Origin of the sequence: Streptomyces sp. NPDC006335, assembly GCF_040612795.1 — a bacterium.
Classification (GTDB): Bacteria; Actinomycetota; Actinomycetes; order Streptomycetales; family Streptomycetaceae; genus Streptomyces.
In genome coordinates, this window is record NZ_JBEXQX010000002.1 from 130,516 (window position 1) to 148,406 (window position 17,891).

Below are 17,891 nucleotides of genomic sequence, written 5' to 3' on the forward strand. Positions count from 1 at the left end.
GAATCGTGGAAAGCCTCATCGCGCTGCTCATCGCGGCGCCCCTGCTCGGAGCGGCGGTCCTGCTGACCGGCGGCCGGCGGCTGGACGCCGTCGGCCACTGGATCGGCACCCTGCTCGCCGGCGCCTCCTTCGTCTTCGGCGCCATCCTCTTCGCCGATCTGCTCGGCAAGGACGCCGAGCATCGCACGCTCACCCAGCACCTGTTCAGCTGGGTGCCGGTCGAGGGCTTCCAGGCGGACGTCGCCTTCCGCCTCGACCAGCTCTCGATGACGTTCGTGCTGCTGATCACCGGCGTCGGCTCGCTGATCCACCTGTACTCGATCGGGTACATGGAGCACGACGAGCGCCGCCGCCGCTTCTTCGGCTATCTGAACCTGTTCCTCGCGGCGATGCTGCTGCTCGTCCTCGCCGACAACTACCTTCTGCTGTATGTCGGCTGGGAGGGCGTCGGTCTCGCCTCCTACCTGCTGATCGGCTTCTGGCAGCACAAGCCCAGCGCGGCCACCGCGGCCAAGAAGGCCTTCCTGGTCAACCGCGTCGGCGACATGGGCCTGTCGATCGCGATCATGCTGATGTTCACGACCTTCGGCACCTTCGCCTTCGGCCCGGTCCTCGGCAGCCACGAGGAGCCCGGACTCGTCACCGGCGCCTCCGAGGCCACGCTCACCGGCATCGCCCTGATGCTGCTGCTCGCCGCCTGCGGCAAGTCCGCCCAGGTGCCGCTCCAGTCCTGGCTCGGGGACGCGATGGAGGGCCCGACCCCGGTCTCGGCCCTCATCCACGCGGCGACCATGGTGACCGCGGGCGTCTACCTGATCGTCCGCTCCGCCAACATCTTCAACCTCGCCCCGGACGCCCAGCTCGTCGTCACCGTCGTCGGCGCGGTCACGCTCCTGTTCGGTGCGATCGTCGGTTGCGCGAAGGACGACATCAAGAAGGCGCTGGCCGGCTCGACCATGTCGCAGATCGGCTACATGGTCCTCGCCGCGGGCCTAGGCCCCATCGGCTACGTCTTCGCGATCATGCACCTGGTGACGCACGGCTTCTTCAAGGCTGGGCTGTTCCTCGGCGCCGGTTCGGTCATGCACGGCATGAACGACGAGGTCGACATGAGGAAGTACGGCGGCCTCAGGAAGTACATGCCGGTCACCTTCGTGACGTTCGGCCTGGGCTACCTCGCCATCATCGGCTTCCCGGGCCTGTCCGGCTTCTTCTCCAAGGACAAGATCATCGAGGCGGCCTTCGCCAAGGGCGGCACCGAGGGCTGGATCCTCGGCGCCTGTGCCCTGCTGGGCGCGGCGATCACCGCCTTCTACATGACGCGCGTGATGCTGATGACGTTCTTCGGAGAGGAGCGCTGGAGGAACCAGCCCACCCGCTCCCCGGAGGCCCCGAGCGCCGAGCCCGCCGCCGAGCACCACGGCGAGCACGCGGAGCCCCACCCGCACGAGTCCCCCAAGTCCATGACGATCCCGATGATCGTGCTGGCCTTCGGATCGGTCTTCGCGGGCGGCCTGTTCAGCATCGGCGACCGGTTCCTGAACTGGCTGGAGCCCATCACCGGCCACGACCACGGCCACGCGCCGATCGGCGCCGCCACGGTCACGGCGGCCACGGTCACCGTGATGGTCATCGGCGTCGCGATCGCCTGGCTCCAGTACGGCAGGCGCCCGGTCCCGGTCGTCGCCCCGCGCGGGTCGCTGCTCACCCGGGCCGCCCGCCGCGACCTGCTCCAGGACGACTTCAACCACGTCGTCCTGGTCCGTGGCGGGGAGCACCTGACGCGGTCCCTGGTGTACGTCGACCACACCCTGGTCGACGGAGTGGTCAACGGCACGGCGGCCTCGGTCGGCGGTCTGTCCGGGCGGATGCGCAAGCTGCAGAACGGCTTCGCGCGGTCGTACGCGGTCTCGATGTTCGGCGGCGCGGCGATCCTCGTCGCCGCGACCCTGCTGATGAGGGCGGTCTGATACCGATGTCCTTTCCTCTGCTGACAGCGACGGCGGTGCTCCCGGCGATCGGGGCCATCGCCACGGCCGCCGTGCCGGCCGCGCGGCGCACCGCCGCCAAATGGCTGGCGCTGCTCGTGTCGCTCGCCACCCTCGCCCTCGCGATCACCGTCCTGGTCCGCTTCGACCCGGACGGCGAGCGCTACCAGCTCACCGAATCGCACGCCTGGATCGCGGACTTCGGGGTCCGCTACGAACTGGGCGTGGACGGCATCGGGGTGGCGCTGCTCGCGCTGACCGCGCTGCTGATCCCGTTCATCATCCTGGCGGGCTGGCACGACGCCGACCCGCTGGAGACCGGCAACAAGCGGTGGCGGCCGACGCAGGGCTTCTTCGCCCTGATCCTGGCCGTCGAGGCGATGGTGATCATCTCCTTCGAGGCCACCGACGTCTTCCTGTTCTACATCTTCTTCGAAGCCATGCTCATCCCGATGTACTTCCTCATCGGCGGCTTCGGGGACCGGGCCCACGCCGGCTCCGACGAGAAGGCGGCGGCCCAACGCTCGTACGCCGCCGTGAAGTTCCTCCTCTACAACCTGGTCGGCGGCCTGATCATGCTGGCCGCGGTGATCGGCCTCTACGTCGTCGCCGGGAACTTCAGCCTCCAGGAGATCGCCGAAGCGCGGGCCAACGGCACGCTCGACATGGCGACCAACACCGAACGCTGGCTGTTCCTCGGGTTCTTCTTCGCCTTCGCGGTGAAGGCGCCCCTGTGGCCGCTGCACACCTGGCTGCCCAACGCGATGGGGGAGGCCACCGCCCCGGTCGCCGTCCTCATCACGGCGGTCGTCGACAAGGTGGGCACCTTCGCGATGCTCCGCTTCTGCCTCCAGCTCTTCCCGGAGGCCAGCAAGTGGGCGACGCCCGCGATCCTCGTCCTGGCGGTGATCAGCATCATCTACGGGGCGCTGCTCGCGGTCGGCCAGCGGGACATCAAGCGCCTTGTGGCGTACGCGTCGATCTCGCACTTCGGCTTCATCATCATGGGCATCTTCGCGATGACCAGCCAGGGCCAGTCCGGCGCGACGCTCTACATGGTCAACCACGGGATCTCGACGGCCGCGCTGATGCTGGTGGCCGGCTTCCTGATCTCGCGGCGCGGCTCGCGGCTCATCGCCGACTACGGCGGTGTCCAGAAGGTCGCCCCGGTGCTCGCCGGCACCTTCCTGATCGGCGGCCTGGCCACCCTCTCGCTGCCCGGGCTCGCGCCCTTCGTCAGTGAGTTCCTGGTCCTGGTCGGCACCTTCGCGCGCTACCCCGTGATCGGCATCATCGCGACCTTCGGCATCGTGCTCGCCGCGCTCTACACCCTCGTCCTGTACCAGCGGACGATGACGGGCCCGGTGAAGCCGGAGGTCTCCGCGATGCCCGACCTGCGGATGCGGGAGCTCGTGGTGGTCGCCCCGCTGGTCGTCCTGCTGATCTTCCTGGGCGTCTATCCGAAGCCGGTCACGGACATCGTGAACCCGGCGGTGAAGTCGACCATGTCCGACGTACACAAGAAGGACCCCAAGCCCGAGGTGGAGGCGGCCAAGTGAGCGCAGTAGCCGTCCACAGCCTGTGGACAACCGCGGCCGACCCGATCTCGAAGATCGACGCGCCGAAGATCGAATACGGGCAATTGTCGCCCACCCTGATCGTCGTGGGCGCGGCGATCATCGGAGTGCTGGTCGAGGCCTTCGTCCCGCGCAAGTCCCGTTACTACGCCCAGCTGTTCGTGTCCGTCGTAGCCCTGTGCGCCGCCTTCGCGGCGGTCGTCGCACTGGCCGCCGACGGCTACGCCACCACCAAGGCGGGCATCGCCGCCATGGGGGCGATCGCCGTCGACGGACCGGCCCTGTTCCTCCAGGGCACGATCCTGCTGGCGGCCCTGGTCGGCCTGTTCACCTTCGCCGAGCGGCGGCTCGACCCCGAGACGCACGGCAACCGCGTCGACTCGTTCGCCGCGCAGGCCGCGTCCGTGCCGGGCAGCGACAGCGAGAAGGCGGCCGTGAAGGCCGGGTTCACCACCACCGAGGTGTTCCCGCTGCTGCTCTTCGCCGTCGCCGGCATGCTGATCTTCCCGGCCGCCAACGACCTGCTGACGCTGTTCGTGGCGCTGGAGGTCTTCTCGCTCCCGCTGTACCTGCTGTGCGCCCTGGCCCGCCGCAAGCGGCTCATGTCGCAGGAGGCCGCGGTCAAGTACTTCCTGCTCGGCGCGTTCGCCTCCGCCTTCACCCTGTTCGGCATCGCGCTGCTCTACGGCTACGCGGGCTCGGTGTCGTACGGCACGATCGCGCGGGTCGTCGACGGCACCGTCGGCACCGTGGACCCGGCGCTCGCCGACACCATGGGCAACGACGCGCTGCTGCTGATCGGCGCCGCGATGATCGTCATGGGGCTGCTGTTCAAGGTGGGCGCGGTGCCGTTCCACATGTGGACGCCGGACGTCTACCAGGGCGCGCCGACCCCCGTCACCGGTTTCATGGCGGCGGCGACCAAGGTGGCCGCCTTCGGCGCGCTGCTGAGGATCCTCTACGTCGTCCTGCCGGGCCTGCGCTGGGACTGGCGGCCGGTCATGTGGGCCGTCGCGATCGTCACCATGCTGGGCGGCGCCATCGTCGCGATCACGCAGACCGACATCAAGCGGCTCCTCGCGTACTCCTCGATCGCGCACGCCGGGTTCATCCTCGCCGGTGTCATCGCGACCACGCCGGACGGGGTGTCGTCGGTCCTCTTCTACCTGGCCGCGTACTCCTTCGTGACGATCGGCGCGTTCGCCGTGGTCACGCTGGTCCGCGACGCCGGTGGTGAGGCCACGCACCTGTCCAAGTGGGCGGGACTCGGCCGTCGTTCGCCGCTGGTGGCCGCCGTGTTCGCGGTGTTCCTGCTGGCCTTCGCCGGTATCCCGCTGACCTCCGGCTTCGCCGGGAAGTTCGCCGTGTTCAAGGCGGCGGCGGAGGGCGGCGCCGCGCCGCTCGTCGTGGTCGGTGTGATCTCGTCGGCCATCGCCGCGTTCTTCTACATCCGAGTGATCGTGCTGATGTTCTTCAGCGAGCCGCGCCCGGAGGGACCGACGGTCGCGGTGCCGTCACCGCTGACGATGACGGCGATCGGGGTCGGTGTGGTAGTCACCCTGGTCCTCGGTGTCGCGCCGCAGTACTTCCTGGACCTGGCCAACCAGGCGGGAGTGTTCGTGCGCTGACCCGCGGCGCCTGAACCGTTCATGCGGCGGGCCCCGGTCCCCTTCGAGGGACCGGGGCCCGCCGCATGCGGTCACACATCCAGGTCCAGATCCGGGATCAAGTCCAGGTCCGGGAACGAGTCCGCCTCTGTGTCCGCGTCCGCCGAGCACGTCACATCGGCGTGTGTCGGGCTGAAGAGACCGCTGGGGTTCGTCTTGTAGATCCAGGCGCGGAGCGTGTAGCTGGAGCCCACCTCCGCCAGATCGACCGGCTGCTGGAACGTCTGACCGAACATCGACGGCGCGGCCGCGTCCGACTCGGCCTTCACAACCCACTCCACCCCGACGAGCCTGCGCCCGTACGGGCCGTCCTCGTAGAGGAGAGCCGCGGGCTTCTCCGCGTCGGTCTGCCCGACGTTCTCCTGGTTGACGTAGCGGTAGCCCGTGCCGGCCACGCAGGGTGTCGGGGCGAAGCCGTCGGCGACGGCGAACGGCTCGTAGGCGTACGTGCCGGTGGCCCCGTACGTGCGGGACAGCTCCGTCCAGACGGACGGGTCCAGGTCGGCTGCCTGCGCGGGCACGGCGGTCAGTGAGAAGGCCGCTGCCGCCGCGACGGTGAGCACTGCCTTCAGGGGCCGAGAGGCCATGGTCGTTCTCCTTGAGGCGCTTGAGGCGGAAGAGGCGCGCGGGTGAGGCGCCGTCCGTCGGAGGGCGGGCCTCCCCAGCCCGCCCCAGCAGCATGTCCCCGTGTCGAACGAGTGCGCCATGTGACATCCGCCGTTCGCATGAGCACGGAACGTCACCGGCCCGGCCTGTGGATAACTCCGACGCTGTCGGTGCCGGCCCCTATCGTGGAGGCAGTGGTCGAGGGACGACGTACGGGGGACGGGACTATGGGCGGGATGGGCGGTATCAGCGAGATGCCAGGGATCACCGGGACACCGGACGCGAGCGACAGCGAGGCACTGGCCACGCTGCACCGGGTCTTCGGATACGACGCCTTCCGCGGCGAGCAGGAAGAGATCATCGAGCATGTGGTGGCCGGCGGGGACGCAGTCGTCCTCATGCCGACCGGCGGCGGCAAGTCGCTGTGCTACCAGATCCCGTCCCTGGTCAGACCTGGCACGGGCATCGTCGTCTCACCGCTCATCGCGCTCATGCAGGACCAGGTGGACGCGCTCAGGGCGCTCGGCGTGCGCGCCGGGTTCATGAACTCCACGCAGGACTTCGACGAGCGCCGCGTGGTGGAGGCCGAGTTCCTGGCGGGAGAGCTGGACCTGCTCTACCTCGCGCCGGAGCGGCTGCGCCTCGACGCCACGCAGGACCTCCTCTCCCGGGGCAAGATCGCCGTCTTCGCCATCGACGAGGCCCACTGCGTCTCCCAGTGGGGCCACGACTTCCGCCCCGACTACCTGACGCTGTCGGTGCTCGGCCGGCGCTGGCCCGACGTCCCGCGGATCGCGCTCACCGCGACGGCCACCCGTGCCACGCACGAGGAGATCACCCAGCGGCTGGACATGCCGACGGCCCGGCACTTCGTGGCGAGCTTCGACCGGCCCAACATCCAGTACCGGATCGTCCCCAAGGCCGACCCCAAGAAGCAGCTCCTCGCCTTCCTGCGTGAGGAGCACCCGGGCGACGCGGGCATCGTGTACTGCCTCTCCCGCAAGTCGGTGGAGGCCACCGCCGAGTTCCTCTCCCGCAACGGCATCGAGGCGGTCCCGTACCACGCCGGTCTGGACGCGGGGACCCGCGCCGCCCACCAGTCCCGCTTCCTGCGCGAGGACGGCCTGGTCGTGGTGGCGACCATCGCCTTCGGCATGGGCATCGACAAGCCGGACGTCCGCTTCGTGGCCCACCTCGACCTGCCCAAGTCGGTCGAGGGCTACTACCAGGAGACGGGCCGCGCCGGGCGGGACGGGCTGGCGTCCACGGCCTGGATGGCCTACGGCCTCAACGACGTCATACAGCAGCGCAAGATGATCCAGTCGAGCGAGGGCGACGAGGCGTTCCGGCGCCGGGCCGCAGCCCACCTGGACTCGATGCTCGCGCTGTGCGAGACCGCCCAGTGCCGGCGCGGGCAGCTCCTGAACTACTTCGGCCAGGAACCGGGGCCCACGGGATGCGGCAACTGCGACACCTGCCTCACCCCGCCCGAGACCTGGGACGGCACCGTCGCGGCCCAGAAGGTGCTGTCGACCATCGTGCGGCTCCAGCGGGAGCGGGGGCAGAAGTTCGGGGCGGTGCAGATCGTCGACATCCTGCTCGGCAAGCGCACCGGCAAGGTCATCCAGTTCGACCACGACCAGCTCTCCGTGTTCGGCATCGGCGAGGAGCTCTCCGAGGGCGAATGGCGGGGTGTCGTACGGCAGTTGCTGGCCCAGGGGCTGCTAGCGGTCGAGGGGGACTACGGCACGCTGGTGCTGACCGAGGCGAGCGGCGCGGTGCTGCGGCGGGAGCGGGAGGTCCCGCTGCGCAAGGAGCCCAAGAAGCCGGTGAGCGCCAAGTCGGCCTCGTCGTCCTCGTCCGGGCGGGGCAAGGCCAAGGCGGTCGTGGCCGAGCTGCCCGAGGCGATGGTGCCGGCGTTCGAGGCACTGCGGGCCTGGCGCGCCGAACAGGCCCGTGAGCAGGGCGTCCCGGCGTACGTCATCTTCCATGACGCCACGCTCAGGGAGATCGTCACGGTGTGGCCCACCTCGGTGGCGCAGCTCGGGAGCGTCGGCGGGGTCGGCGAGAAGAAGCTCGCCACGTACGGGGAGGGTGTGATCGGGGTGCTCGCCGGGCTGGCCGACGGCGGCGCGGCCCCGAAGGCACCGAGCCAGGGGGGCGACGTCGATCCCGGTGCGGCGGATCTCGGTGCGGATCGAGGTGCCGACCCCGGCGCGGATCCGGGCGCCGATCACTGGCCCGAGATGGACGCGGATCCGGAGCCCGAGGACGACTGGATATAGCCGCCGCCGGGCCCCGGTGCGGGACGCGGGGTGCGGTGGAGTGCGCGCGGGGCTTAGGTCACGTCACGGAATGCGCGTCGCACAGGCCCTGCCTCTCGTGGCACAGGGCTTGTGCCGCGCAGGTCTTGCCGTTCATCTGACACGGTCCGCGCCGCGTCACGTCGCAGGCCTGCGCCGCGCGATCCCCGCCTCTCACGTCACAAGGCCCGCGCCGCGTACGCCCTGACGTCCGCGTCCGAGTCCGTCGTCGCCGTGCCCAGGGCCGCCCGGGCGTCGTCGGTGCCCGAGTGGCGGGTCAGGGCGAGGACGGCGGCCTTGCGGACATCGGCGTTGGGGTCGGCGAGGGCCTTGGCGAGGGCGGGCACGGCCACGTCCGGGTCGGCGGCGGACAGCGCGGTCGCGGCACCCGACCGGACCTGCCAGGCGGTGGCCGACAGGGCGGTGACGGCTCGGGAGGCGAGCGGCGCGGGGCAGCCGGTGGTGCCCAGTGCTCCGTAGGCCGCCCCCCGCACCAGGGCGTCGGGGTCCTCGGTGAGACGGGCCAGGGCGTCGAGGACGGCGTCCAGCGGGCGTTCCGCCGACACCGTCGCCAGCGCCTTGGCGATCGTCACGCGGACCTCGCGGGACGGGTCGGCGGTGGCCGCGCGGGCGAGCTGTTCGGCGGCGTCCACGGAGACGAGGGCGCGGACGGCCTCGATGCGGACGGCGATGTCCGTGTCGGTGAGGGACCCGGCGAAGAGTTCCGTGTCACCGAGGCGCAGGGCCCGCAGGACGTCCAGGGCGGCGGCGCGGACGACCGGGTCGGACACGTCCAGGGCTGCGGCGAGCCCCTCGCGGAGGGCGGGTTCGGGCGGGAGCGTCTCGACGAGTTCGCGCAGGGACGCGGCCGCGACGGCGCGGACACCGGGGTCGTGGTCGGTGAGGGACTCCGCGAGGACCGGTCCGGTCCCCGTGGGCGTGGTCTCCGTCAGGACGCTGACGGCCGTGCGGCGGACTGCGGGGTCGGGATCGGACAGGTAGGAGCGGAGGGCGGAGAGTTCGGGCTCCTGCTCGGCGAGGGCGAGGAGGTCGAGCAGACGGGGCGAGACAGAGGCGTCCGTCAGGGTGCCGGTACCGGGGCGGTCGGCGGTGCCGCCCTCCCCGCCGGTGGCACCGAGCCCGCCGGCGGCGACCGGGGCCAGCTCGCGCGCCCCCGCAGTCGCCACTTGCTCGGCGTGCACCTCGCCGATGTGCCGGGAGGGGCCGCCGACCGGGGTGAACTCGTCGATCGGGACCAGGTAGGGAGCCACGGGACGGGCCGTGAACTCCATCGCACCGGAGGGGGACTTGTGCAGGTCGAGATGGTGGAACCAGGAGGTGTCGTCGCGATGGGGGTGGTCGAGGCGGTCGTGGTAGAGGCCCCAGCGGGACTCCGTGCGGGCCAGGGAGGCGCGCGCGGCCATCTCCGCGCAGTCGCGGATGAAGGAGACCTCGGCGCAGCGCATGAGCTCGTGCGGGGTGCGGGCGCCCATCGCGGCGATGTCGTCCCGCATCCGCTCGAAGGACTCCAGGGCCAGCGAGAGACGTGCGCCGGACTTCGGCGGGGCCACGTAGTCGTTCACGAAGCGGCGCAGCTTGTACTCGACCTGGGGCTGCGGAGGGCCGTCCGGGTTGCGCAGCGGGCGGTAGATCAGTTCGTGCGCCTCGCGGAGCTGGTCGAGCGGCAACTCCCCTTCGTACGGCGCGTACTGGGAGGCGTCCGCGCCCGCGAGGTCGCCGAAGACGAACGCGCCGATCATGTAGTTGTGCGGGACGCAGGCCAGGTCGCCGGCGGCGTAGAGACGGGGGACGGTCGTACGGGCGTGGTCGTCGACGCGGACGCCGGAGGCCGAGTGGCCGCCGCACAGGCCGATCTCGGAGATGTGCATCTCGATGTCATGGGTGCGGTAGTCGTGCCCGCGGCCCTCGTGGAAGGTGCCTCGGGTGGGCCGTTCCGTGGAGTGCAGGATCGACTCCAGGGACGAGATCGACTCCTCGGGGAGATGGCTCAGCTTCAGGTACACCGGGCCCCGGTCGGAGGCGACCTCGGCGGCGAACTCGGCCATCATCTGGCCGGACCAGTAGTCGGAGTCGACGAAGCGCTCGCCGTGCCGGTTGACCTGGTAGCCGCCGAAGGGGTTGGCGACGTACGCGCAGGCGGGGCCGTTGTAGTCCTTGATCAGCGGGTTGATCTGGAAGCACTCGATGCCGGTGAGCTCGGCGCCGGCGTGGTAGGCCATGGCGTAGCCGTCGCCCGCGTTGGTCGGGTTCTCGTACGTGCCGTACAGGTAGCCGGAGGCGGGCAGGCCCAGGCGGCCGCAGGCGCCGGTCGCGAGGATCACCGCGCCCGCGCGGACCGTGACGAAGCCGCCCGTACGGGTGTTGAAGCCGACCGCCCCCACGGCCCGTCCGTCGTCCGGGGACGTCAGCACCCGTACCGGCATCACCCGGTTCTCGATGCGGATCTTCTCCCGCATCTCGCGGCGCCGCAGCTGCCGGTACAGGACCTTCTTGACGTCCTTGCCCTCCGGCATCGGCAGCACGTACGAGCCGGAGCGGTGGACCTGGCGGACCGCGTAGTCGCCGTGCTCGTCCTTCTCGAACTTCACGCCGTACGACTCCAGGCGCTGCACCATGCCGAAGCCGCGGGTGGCGGTCTGGCGGACGGTGGACTGGTCGACGATGCCGTCGTTGGCGCGGGTGATCTCGGCGACGTAGTCGTCGGGTTCGGCGCGGCCGGGGATGACCGCGTTGTTGACGCCGTCCATGCCCATGGCGAGGGCGCCGGAGTGCCGGACGTGCGCCTTCTCCAGCAGCAGGACGTTCGCCCCGTGCTCGGCGGCGGTCAGGGCGGCCATGGTGCCGGCGGTGCCGCCGCCGACGACGAGGACGTCGCAGCGGATCTCCTCGGCGTCGGTCAGGGCGGGGATCTCGAGCGGCGTGTTCAAGGAGGGCGTGGTCACCGGGGGGCCTTTCAGGTACCGAGCGAGGAGAGGACGTCGCGCCGCAGCGCCACACGCGCGGGATGGTCGTGCGCCGACCGGTCGCGCGGGCGCGGTACGTCGCGTACGGCGGTCAGACGGCCGCCTCCGAGGAGCGCCACGCGGTCGCCGAGGAACAGCGCCTCGTCCACGTCGTGGGTGACGAAGACGACGGTCGCGCCCGTCCCCTTGAGCACCTCCACCAGCAGGTCCTGCATGCCGGCGCGGGTCTGGGCGTCGAGGGCGCCGAAGGGTTCGTCCATCAGGACGGCGCGGGGTGCTCCCGCGAGGGCGCGGGCCAGTTGGGCGCGCTGGCGCTGCCCGCCGGAGACGCGGTGCGGCAACTGCCGGGCCTGGTCGGCGAGTCCGACCCGGTCCAGCCAGGACTCGGCCTGTGCGCGGCGCTCGGTGCGCGACACGCCCTTGATGGCCAGCGGGAGTTCGACGTTGGCGCGCAGGGTGCGCCAGGGCAGGAGGGCGTCCTCCTGGAAGACCAGGGCGCGTTCGGCACCCGGGCCGGTGAGGGGCCGGCCGTCCTGGGCGACCTCGCCCGAGAGCAGGGGGAGGAGGCCGGAAAGGGTGCGCAGCAGCGTGGACTTGCCGCAGCCGGAGGAGCCGACGACGGTGAGGATCTCGCCGGGGGCGATGTCCAGGTCGACGCCGGTGACGACGGGGGCGCCGGGGCGGCCGAGGATCGCGTCGCGGAGAGTGAGTCGGGTACCGCGTGCGGCGGACGGTGCCTGGGCAGCCGTGTCGACGAAGGTGTCAGACGAGGTGCTCATGGCGTGCCTCCCCGGCCTCGGATGTGGTTGCGCTGCGAAGGGGCGTGGTCGCGGCGCGCGGTGCCTTGGGCCGGGGCCCGGTGACGGACGACGTCCTCGGCAGCCACCGGGTGAGGCGGCGGCCGAGGAGTTCCACGGCCGTGGAGGTGAGCCAGCCGAGGACGCCGATGGTGACCATGCCGACGAAGACGCCCGCATAGTCGACGACGGTGTAGTCCTGCCAGGTGCGGTAGCCCACGCCGTACTGGCCGGAGATCATCTCGGCGGAGATCACACAGATCCACGAGACGCCGATGCCGACGGACAGACCGCCGAAGATGCCCGGCAGGGCGCCGGGCAGGACGACCGAGGCGAGGATCCGCCACCGGCCGCCGCCCATGGTCTGCACCGCCTCCTCCCACACGGGGGTCAGCGCGCGGACCGCGTGCCGGGTGGAGACCAGGACGGGGAAGAAGGCGGCGGCGAAGGTGATGAAGACGATGCCCTGCTCGTTGGAGGGGAAGAGCAGGATCGCGACGGGGACCAGGGCGATCGCCGGGATCGGGCGGACGACCTCCAGGACCGGGCCCAGGAGGTCCTCGGCGAGGCGGGAGCGCGCGATGAGCACGCCCGTCGCGACGCCGAGCACCGCGGCGAGCAGGAAGCCGGTGAGGATGCGGGCGAGGCTGTCGGTGAGGTCCGTCCAGTAGTCGGGACCGGTGAGGCGGTCGGCGAAGGTGCGCGCCACATCGGTGACCGTGGGGAACTGCGAGAAGCGCAGCCACAGGTCGATGTCCAGGCTGGTCAGCAGTTGCCACAGGCCGAGAGCGACCGCCAGCGACGCGGCCCTGAGCGCGTACCGGCCGGCTTTCGGCAGGGGCCGGCTCACGACGCCCGCTCCAGCGCGTCGGCGTACGTGACGATCCGGGCGCCGCTGTGGGCGGAGACGTAGGCCCGCGCGGTCTCCGGGGCGACGAAGGGCAGGAGCCGGCCGCCGTCGGCCACCCAGACCGCCTTGTCGGCGAACCAGAGGGTGCCGGTGGTGGCGTCGGGGACGTAGGCGGCACGGATGCCGTCCTTGTGCGCGGCGACGTAGGCGAGGAGTTCCGCGGGCGTCTTGAAGCTCCGGGTCGCGGAGGCGCCCTTGGGCCAGACCTCGCTCGCGGCGGCGGCCGGAGCGGCGGCGAGGCGTTGCGCGTAACCGGCCCCGAGGGCCTTCTTGACGTACTGGTCGTCGACGAAGGAGTCCACGTCGATGTCACCGGTCAGCTTGGCCGCCTTCAGCACCGAGACGTCCTGCTTCAGGGCGGAGACCAGTTGCGGCTTGATCGCGGGGTCGAAGGTGGCGATACCGTGGGCGCCGTTGTAGAGGTAGACGACCTCGGCGGGCAGGCCGGTGGCCTTCGCGACCGACTCGGCGGCGGCGACCGGGTGGTCGTCGAGGTAGTCGGTGGCCTCGGCCTGGGCTTTCAGGAAGGCATCCAGGACCGCCGGGCGCTGCTTGGCGAAGTCCTCGCGGGCGGTGACGCCGTGGAAGGTGGGCAGGTTCAGCTCGGCACCGTCGTACAGGGCCTTCGCCTTGCCCTGGTAGGTGAGCAGTCCGGGCCAGGCGACGAACTGGGACAGCGCGTCCGTACTGCCCGACGTCAGGGCCGAGGCACCCACCGCGGGCTGCTGGTTGAGCTTCTCGATGCCCTTGTCGGGGTCGATGCCGGCCCGCTGGAGGGCGCGTACGAGGGTGCCGTCGGCGGCGGAGCCGACGCTGGTGGAGACCTTCTTGCCGCGCAGGTCGGCGAGCGAGGCCAGCTCGGAGTCCGGGGAGGTGACGATGGTGTTGAGGCCGCCGCGGAGGTTGTAGCCGGTGACGGAGACCAGACGGGTGGGCTTGCCGAGCTGCTTGCCGCGGGCCGCGTTGATGAGGAGCGGGAAGTCGCCCATCGAGCCGATGTCGATCTTCCCGGCGGTCATCTGGGCGGTGATGGGGGCGCCGGTGGCGTAGTCCTGCCAGTCGACCTTGTAGGTGTGGCCGTCGTGCAGGGAGTTGAGCTGCTTCTCGAAGTAGCCGAGGGAGCGCAGCAGGGTGCCGGCGGTGACCGTGTTGATGGTCCTGGACTGGTAGCCGACGGTGACGGTGACCGTGGAACCGTCGCCGGCCTGGGCGCTGCCGCAGGCCGTCAGCGGCGCCAGCAACAGCAGGGTGGCGACGACTGGTTTGTGTTTCATGGGAGTTCGGGGCCTCTCACCGGAGCAGATAGGGCATGTTGACCGTGACGGCTCCGGTGGGACAGCGGGCCGCGCACGGGCCGCAGTACCAGCACTCGTCGACGTGCATGTAGGCCTTGCCGCTGCTGTTGTCGATGGCCAGGGAGTCCAGCGGGCACATGTCCACGCAGAGCGTGCAGCCGTCGATGCACTTCGACTCGTCGATGGTCACGGGCACGTCGGCCCGCTGGGGCGCCAAGGGCATGGCTGTCTCCGGGAAGCGGCTCGGGAAGAGGGCAGAGGGATCAGAGGGAGCGGTGCAGCAGGCCGCTCATGGTGATGCGGTCGCCGCGGAAGCGGATGAACTCCAGGTCGACCGGGCGGCCGTCCGCGAGGTGCGTGAGGCGTTCCAGCATGAGGACGGCCGCACCGCGCGGGGCCTCCAGTACGGCGGCGGAGTGGGCGTCCGCGTTCACCGCCTCCAGGGTGATCTCGGCGTGGCCGAGGCCCTGGCCGGTGATCGTCTCCAGGAGGCGGAAGACGTCGGTGTTCTCCAGGTCGGCGCCGAGCAGGGCGGTGCCGAGGTCGAGCGGGACGTAGGTGAGGTCGAGGGAGAGGGGGAGGCCGTTGAGGCGGCGCAGACGCTCGATGTAAAGGACGTCGGTACCGGGGTCGACCTGGAGCCGCCGGGCCACCGGGTGCGGGGCGGGGGCGGGGCCCATGGTGCGGACCTCGTTGGTGACCGTGCCGTGTTCGCGCAGGGTTTCCGCGAGACCCATCAGACGGTCCAGGCCATGGGGGTACTTCTGGCCGACGACCACGGTGCCGACGCCGGGCAGGCGTTCGACCAGGCCTTCCGCGCGGAGCAGGTCCAGGGCTTGGCGGACCGTGTTGCGGGAGGCGCGGTAGTCGGCGGCGAGGGTCGTCTCGTGGGGCAGGGCGCCGTTCTCGAAGCCGCCGGCGAGGACCTGGTGGCGCAGGAGATCGGCGAGTTGTCGTGCCTGGTCCGCACGCAGCCGGCGCCTGGCGCGGGCGGCGACGGTGGTCGCGCCCTGGCCGGCGTGGTCCCGGATGCGGTCGGTGGGTGGCATGGCTGGAACCATACCTAGCTGGTAGGAAAAGCTGTGTTGCTGGATTGTTGCGCCACCTGACGAGGTGACGGATATGGGGCTGACCTGCGGTTTCTATATTTGTGCGGTGAGATGTGCCACCTGCACGGGGAAGCCCGCGTGAGTGAACCCACCCAGGGGCGCGGGGCTGTGTCGATATGCGGCTCCGCCGCGTAGGCGCGACCGTCCCCCACCGGCCGATGGCCGAAAACCAACCGTCCTACGCCAGCGCCGACAACCCCGGCCCGAAGACGATCAGCAACGGCAACAACGGCACCAGCGCAGCCGTCGCAGACGTCAGCGCCCGCTGACGGCGCAGCAACCGCGGCGGCGGCTCCAGCAACCGGTCCACCCGCTCACCCAGCAACCGCTGACTGGACGCGCACGACAGCACCCCCCGGTGCTGGTTCAGCTCGATCAGCGCCAGCGCGGTCGTCAGGTGACCGCACCGCCGCGACGCCGTGTCGTCCGCCGCCAGCTCCACCAGCCGGTGCGTCTGGTCGCAGAAGTGGGCGAACAGCGGCACCCGCGGGAACCCCGTGGCCAGCGCGGTCGAGAGGTGGAGCAGCCAGTCGTGGCGGGCCCGCGCGTGCCCGCGCTCGTGGGTGAGGACCGCGTCGAGCTGGTGATCGGTCAGCCGGTGCAGCGCGCCGGTCGTCACGATGAGCTGCGGCGGGTTCCCCGGCATCCACCACGCGTCCGGGTACTCGTCCTCCAGCACCAGCAGCGGACCGCGTGTCGCCGCCCCCAGCCCGGCCGGCAGATCCGGCGCGCGTTCCCGCAGGTGCTCGCGGGCCGCGCCCCGGCGCCGACGGGCCTCGACCAGTTCACGCGCCAGCATCGCCGTGGTCCACGCGGCCCCGGCCGCCAGCAGGACGGTCGAGGCGACCGCCCAGACCGGCGCGGCCGACAGGTCGTACGCCGCGGTCACGGCCGGCGGCGCCGGGGCGAACACATGGTCGCGGACCGTGTGGAAGACCGCCGCCGCGCCCAGCACCAGCGCGGTCAGACAGCACAGCAGCACCGTGGCGACCAGGCACTGCCACACCCACAGCCCGACCACCGGTTCCCGTTCGGGCCACGCGGCCCGGGTGAGCGCGCGCGGCACCGGCACGGCCGCCGCCACGGCGACGGTGCTCAGCAGGAGCAGGCAGAGTGTCATGCCACGGGCTCCGGATCCTGATCGGAGACAGGGGAGGGTGGGGCTGTGGTGAGGTGCTGCGGGGGCCGGTACGTCGTCCCACGCAGGCCGCCCGCCGCCAGTATGCCGTGAGCGCAGGCCCCGTGGCAGGGCTCGGACGGCACCGGATGCCTCACACGCCCCCGGAGACCACCCGTCCCACCACGTCCCCCAGCCCCACCCGGACCCCGTCCGGACCGGGAGCCCACGCCGACAGCGTGACCACGTCCCCGTCCTCCAGGAACGTCCGCTTCCCGTCGGGGAGTTCCAGCGCGTCCCGTCCGTTCCAGGTCAGCTCGAGGAGCGACCCCCGCTCGCCCGCCGAGGGCCCGCTCACCGTGCCCGAGCCGTACAGGTCGCCCGTCCTGAGCGAGGCCCCGTTCACCGTCATGTGCGCCAACTGCTGGGCCGCCGTCCAGTACATGGTGGAGAAGGGCGGCTCCGAGACCACGTGGCCGTTGATCGCGACGGACATCCGCAGGTCGTAGCCGCCCGGTTCCACGTCGGAAGCGGTGTCGTCCAGATACGGCAGCAGCTCGTGCGTCCGCTTCGGCGGCGCCACCCGCGCCTCCTCCAGCGCGTCCAACGGGGTGATCCACGCCGACACCGACGTGGCGAAGGACTTGCCGAGGAACGGGCCGAGGGGGACGTACTCCCAGGCCTGGATGTCCCGCGCGGACCAGTCGTTGAGCAGGCACAGCCCGAAGACGTGCTCCCGGAAGTCGCCGAGCGGCACCGGCTTGCCGAGCGAGGACGGCACCCCGACCACGAAGCCGACCTCCGCCTCGATGTCGAGCCGCACGGACGGTCCGAACACGGGAGCCGCGTCGGTGGGGGCCTTCCGCTGCCCCGACGGCCGTACGACATCCGTCCCCGAGACCACCACCGTGCCCGAGCGGCCGTGGTAACCGATCGGCAGGTGCTTCCAGTTGGGCGTCAGGGAGTCCGCGGCGTCCGGGCGGAAGATCTGGCCGACGTTCCGCGCGTGGTTCTCGGAGGCGTAGAAGTCGACGTAGTCCGCGACCTCGAAGGGGAGGTGGAGGTCGACCGAGGACAGCGGGTGGAAGAAGCCCGCGATCGCCTCCTGGTGGGCCGGCACCGTCACCCACGCGGTCAGCGCGCGCCGCACGTCCGACCAGGCGGTGCGGCCGGCGGCGAGGAGCGCGCCCAGGGACGGCCGGGCGAGCAGGGAGACGTACGGGGAGCCGAGGGCAGCGGCGGCCGCACCCGCGTCGAGGACGTGGTCGCCGAGCCGGACGCCGACGGTCCGCTCGGACGAACCCGAAGGCGAGAAGACGCCGTACGGAAGGTTGTGCGGGCCGAAGGGGTCGCCCTCGGGCAGGTCGAAGGGGACTTCGAAGGGGGGCATGGGGTGCTGCCTCACTCTCGCGCGTGCCGTGCGGACCGGCTGGTCGCGGCACACGTTGCGGTCCGGGTGGTCGCGCCACACGTTACGGCCGGGACGCCGGTCACGGGAGTGTCTGAAGGGCCGACGATGTGGCTAAAGAGTTAGCAAT

Annotated in this window: 13 protein-coding genes; 4 read left to right on the top strand and 9 right to left on the bottom strand. The window is 71.3% G+C overall.

The window, feature by feature from the left end:
- Positions 1-5 precede the first annotated feature (5 nt).
- From nuoL to nuoN, 3 genes are read left to right on the top strand one after another with little or no spacing between them, the layout of a single operon-like run.
- Positions 6-1,970 carry an NADH-quinone oxidoreductase subunit L gene (gene nuoL, locus ABZ098_RS06485; protein ID WP_356587885.1) on the top strand — a complete coding sequence of 655 codons (1,965 nt, stop codon included), beginning with the start codon at positions 6-8 and terminating at the stop codon, positions 1,968-1,970.
- Positions 1,971-1,975: 5 nt separating this feature from the next.
- Positions 1,976-3,547, top strand: coding sequence for an NADH-quinone oxidoreductase subunit M (locus tag ABZ098_RS06490; protein WP_356587887.1), 1,572 nt, complete (start codon positions 1,976-1,978; stop codon positions 3,545-3,547).
- Positions 3,544-5,193 carry an NADH-quinone oxidoreductase subunit NuoN gene (gene nuoN / locus ABZ098_RS06495; protein WP_356587889.1) on the top strand — a complete coding sequence of 550 codons (1,650 nt, stop codon included), beginning with the start codon at positions 3,544-3,546 and terminating at the stop codon, positions 5,191-5,193. The genes ABZ098_RS06490 and nuoN overlap by 4 nt, the downstream gene beginning before the upstream one ends.
- Positions 5,194-5,264: 71 nt before the next feature.
- On the opposite strand, the gene ABZ098_RS06500 is transcribed toward nuoN, so the two are convergent.
- The gene (locus ABZ098_RS06500; protein ID WP_356587891.1) at positions 5,265-5,819 is read right to left on the bottom strand and encodes a hypothetical protein; all 555 of its coding nucleotides are present in this window, start codon (positions 5,817-5,819) and stop codon (positions 5,265-5,267) included.
- Positions 5,820-6,065: 246 nt separating this feature from the next.
- On the opposite strand from ABZ098_RS06500, the gene recQ reads away from it, so the two are divergent.
- Positions 6,066-8,123 carry a DNA helicase RecQ gene (recQ, locus tag ABZ098_RS06505; protein WP_356589325.1) on the top strand — a complete coding sequence of 686 codons (2,058 nt, stop codon included), beginning with the start codon at positions 6,066-6,068 and terminating at the stop codon, positions 8,121-8,123.
- A 197-nt stretch (positions 8,124-8,320) separates the two neighbouring features.
- Here recQ and ABZ098_RS06510 read toward each other — a convergent pair whose 3' ends face one another.
- From ABZ098_RS06510 to fahA, 8 genes are all read right to left on the bottom strand, one after another.
- Entirely contained in the window at positions 8,321-11,104 is a 2,784-nt protein-coding gene (locus tag ABZ098_RS06510; RefSeq protein WP_356587893.1) for a fumarate reductase/succinate dehydrogenase flavoprotein subunit, read from the bottom strand.
- An 11-nt stretch (positions 11,105-11,115) separates the two neighbouring features.
- Complete coding sequence (locus ABZ098_RS06515) at positions 11,116-11,904, bottom strand: ABC transporter ATP-binding protein (protein ID WP_356587894.1); 789 nt, start codon at positions 11,902-11,904, stop codon at positions 11,116-11,118.
- Positions 11,888-12,772 (bottom strand): ABC transporter permease, encoded by an 885-nt coding sequence (locus ABZ098_RS06520; protein WP_356587896.1) that lies wholly within the window; start codon positions 12,770-12,772, stop codon positions 11,888-11,890. The genes ABZ098_RS06515 and ABZ098_RS06520 overlap by 17 nt, the downstream gene beginning before the upstream one ends.
- Complete coding sequence (locus ABZ098_RS06525; protein ID WP_356587898.1) at positions 12,769-14,106, bottom strand: ABC transporter substrate-binding protein; 1,338 nt, start codon at positions 14,104-14,106, stop codon at positions 12,769-12,771. Before ABZ098_RS06525 ends, ABZ098_RS06520 begins: the two co-directional genes overlap by 4 nt.
- Before the next feature lie 16 nt (positions 14,107-14,122).
- Positions 14,123-14,350 carry a ferredoxin family protein gene (locus ABZ098_RS06530; RefSeq protein ID WP_355747586.1) on the bottom strand — a complete coding sequence of 76 codons (228 nt, stop codon included), beginning with the start codon at positions 14,348-14,350 and terminating at the stop codon, positions 14,123-14,125.
- Between the two features lie 40 nt (positions 14,351-14,390).
- Entirely contained in the window at positions 14,391-15,176 is a 786-nt protein-coding gene (locus ABZ098_RS06535) for a GntR family transcriptional regulator (protein WP_356587900.1), read from the bottom strand.
- A 238-nt stretch (positions 15,177-15,414) separates the two neighbouring features.
- On the bottom strand, positions 15,415-16,356 hold the full coding sequence (locus ABZ098_RS06540; RefSeq protein ID WP_356587902.1) for a M56 family metallopeptidase: 942 nt from the start codon (positions 16,354-16,356) through the stop codon (positions 15,415-15,417).
- A 151-nt stretch (positions 16,357-16,507) separates the two neighbouring features.
- The gene (gene fahA / locus ABZ098_RS06545) at positions 16,508-17,743 is read right to left on the bottom strand and encodes a fumarylacetoacetase (protein WP_356587904.1); all 1,236 of its coding nucleotides are present in this window, start codon (positions 17,741-17,743) and stop codon (positions 16,508-16,510) included.
- Positions 17,744-17,891 lie beyond the last annotated feature (148 nt).

Bases quoted from the DNA above. Each gene is read 5' to 3' on its own strand.
- recQ (WP_356589325.1), top strand. From the start codon at position 6,066: ATGGGCGGGATGGGCGGTATCAGCGAGATGCCAGGGATCACCGGGACA.
- ABZ098_RS06540 (WP_356587902.1), bottom strand. From the start codon at position 16,356: ATGACACTCTGCCTGCTCCTGCTGAGCACCGTCGCCGTGGCGGCGGCC.
- fahA (WP_356587904.1), bottom strand. From the start codon at position 17,743: ATGCCCCCCTTCGAAGTCCCCTTCGACCTGCCCGAGGGCGACCCCTTC.
- ABZ098_RS06500 (WP_356587891.1), bottom strand. From the start codon at position 5,819: ATGGCCTCTCGGCCCCTGAAGGCAGTGCTCACCGTCGCGGCGGCAGCG.
- ABZ098_RS06530 (WP_355747586.1), bottom strand. From the start codon at position 14,350: ATGCCCTTGGCGCCCCAGCGGGCCGACGTGCCCGTGACCATCGACGAG.
- ABZ098_RS06490 (WP_356587887.1), top strand. From the start codon at position 1,976: ATGTCCTTTCCTCTGCTGACAGCGACGGCGGTGCTCCCGGCGATCGGG.
- ABZ098_RS06525 (WP_356587898.1), bottom strand. From the start codon at position 14,106: ATGAAACACAAACCAGTCGTCGCCACCCTGCTGTTGCTGGCGCCGCTG.
- ABZ098_RS06535 (WP_356587900.1), bottom strand. From the start codon at position 15,176: ATGCCACCCACCGACCGCATCCGGGACCACGCCGGCCAGGGCGCGACC.
- ABZ098_RS06515 (WP_356587894.1), bottom strand. From the start codon at position 11,904: ATGAGCACCTCGTCTGACACCTTCGTCGACACGGCTGCCCAGGCACCG.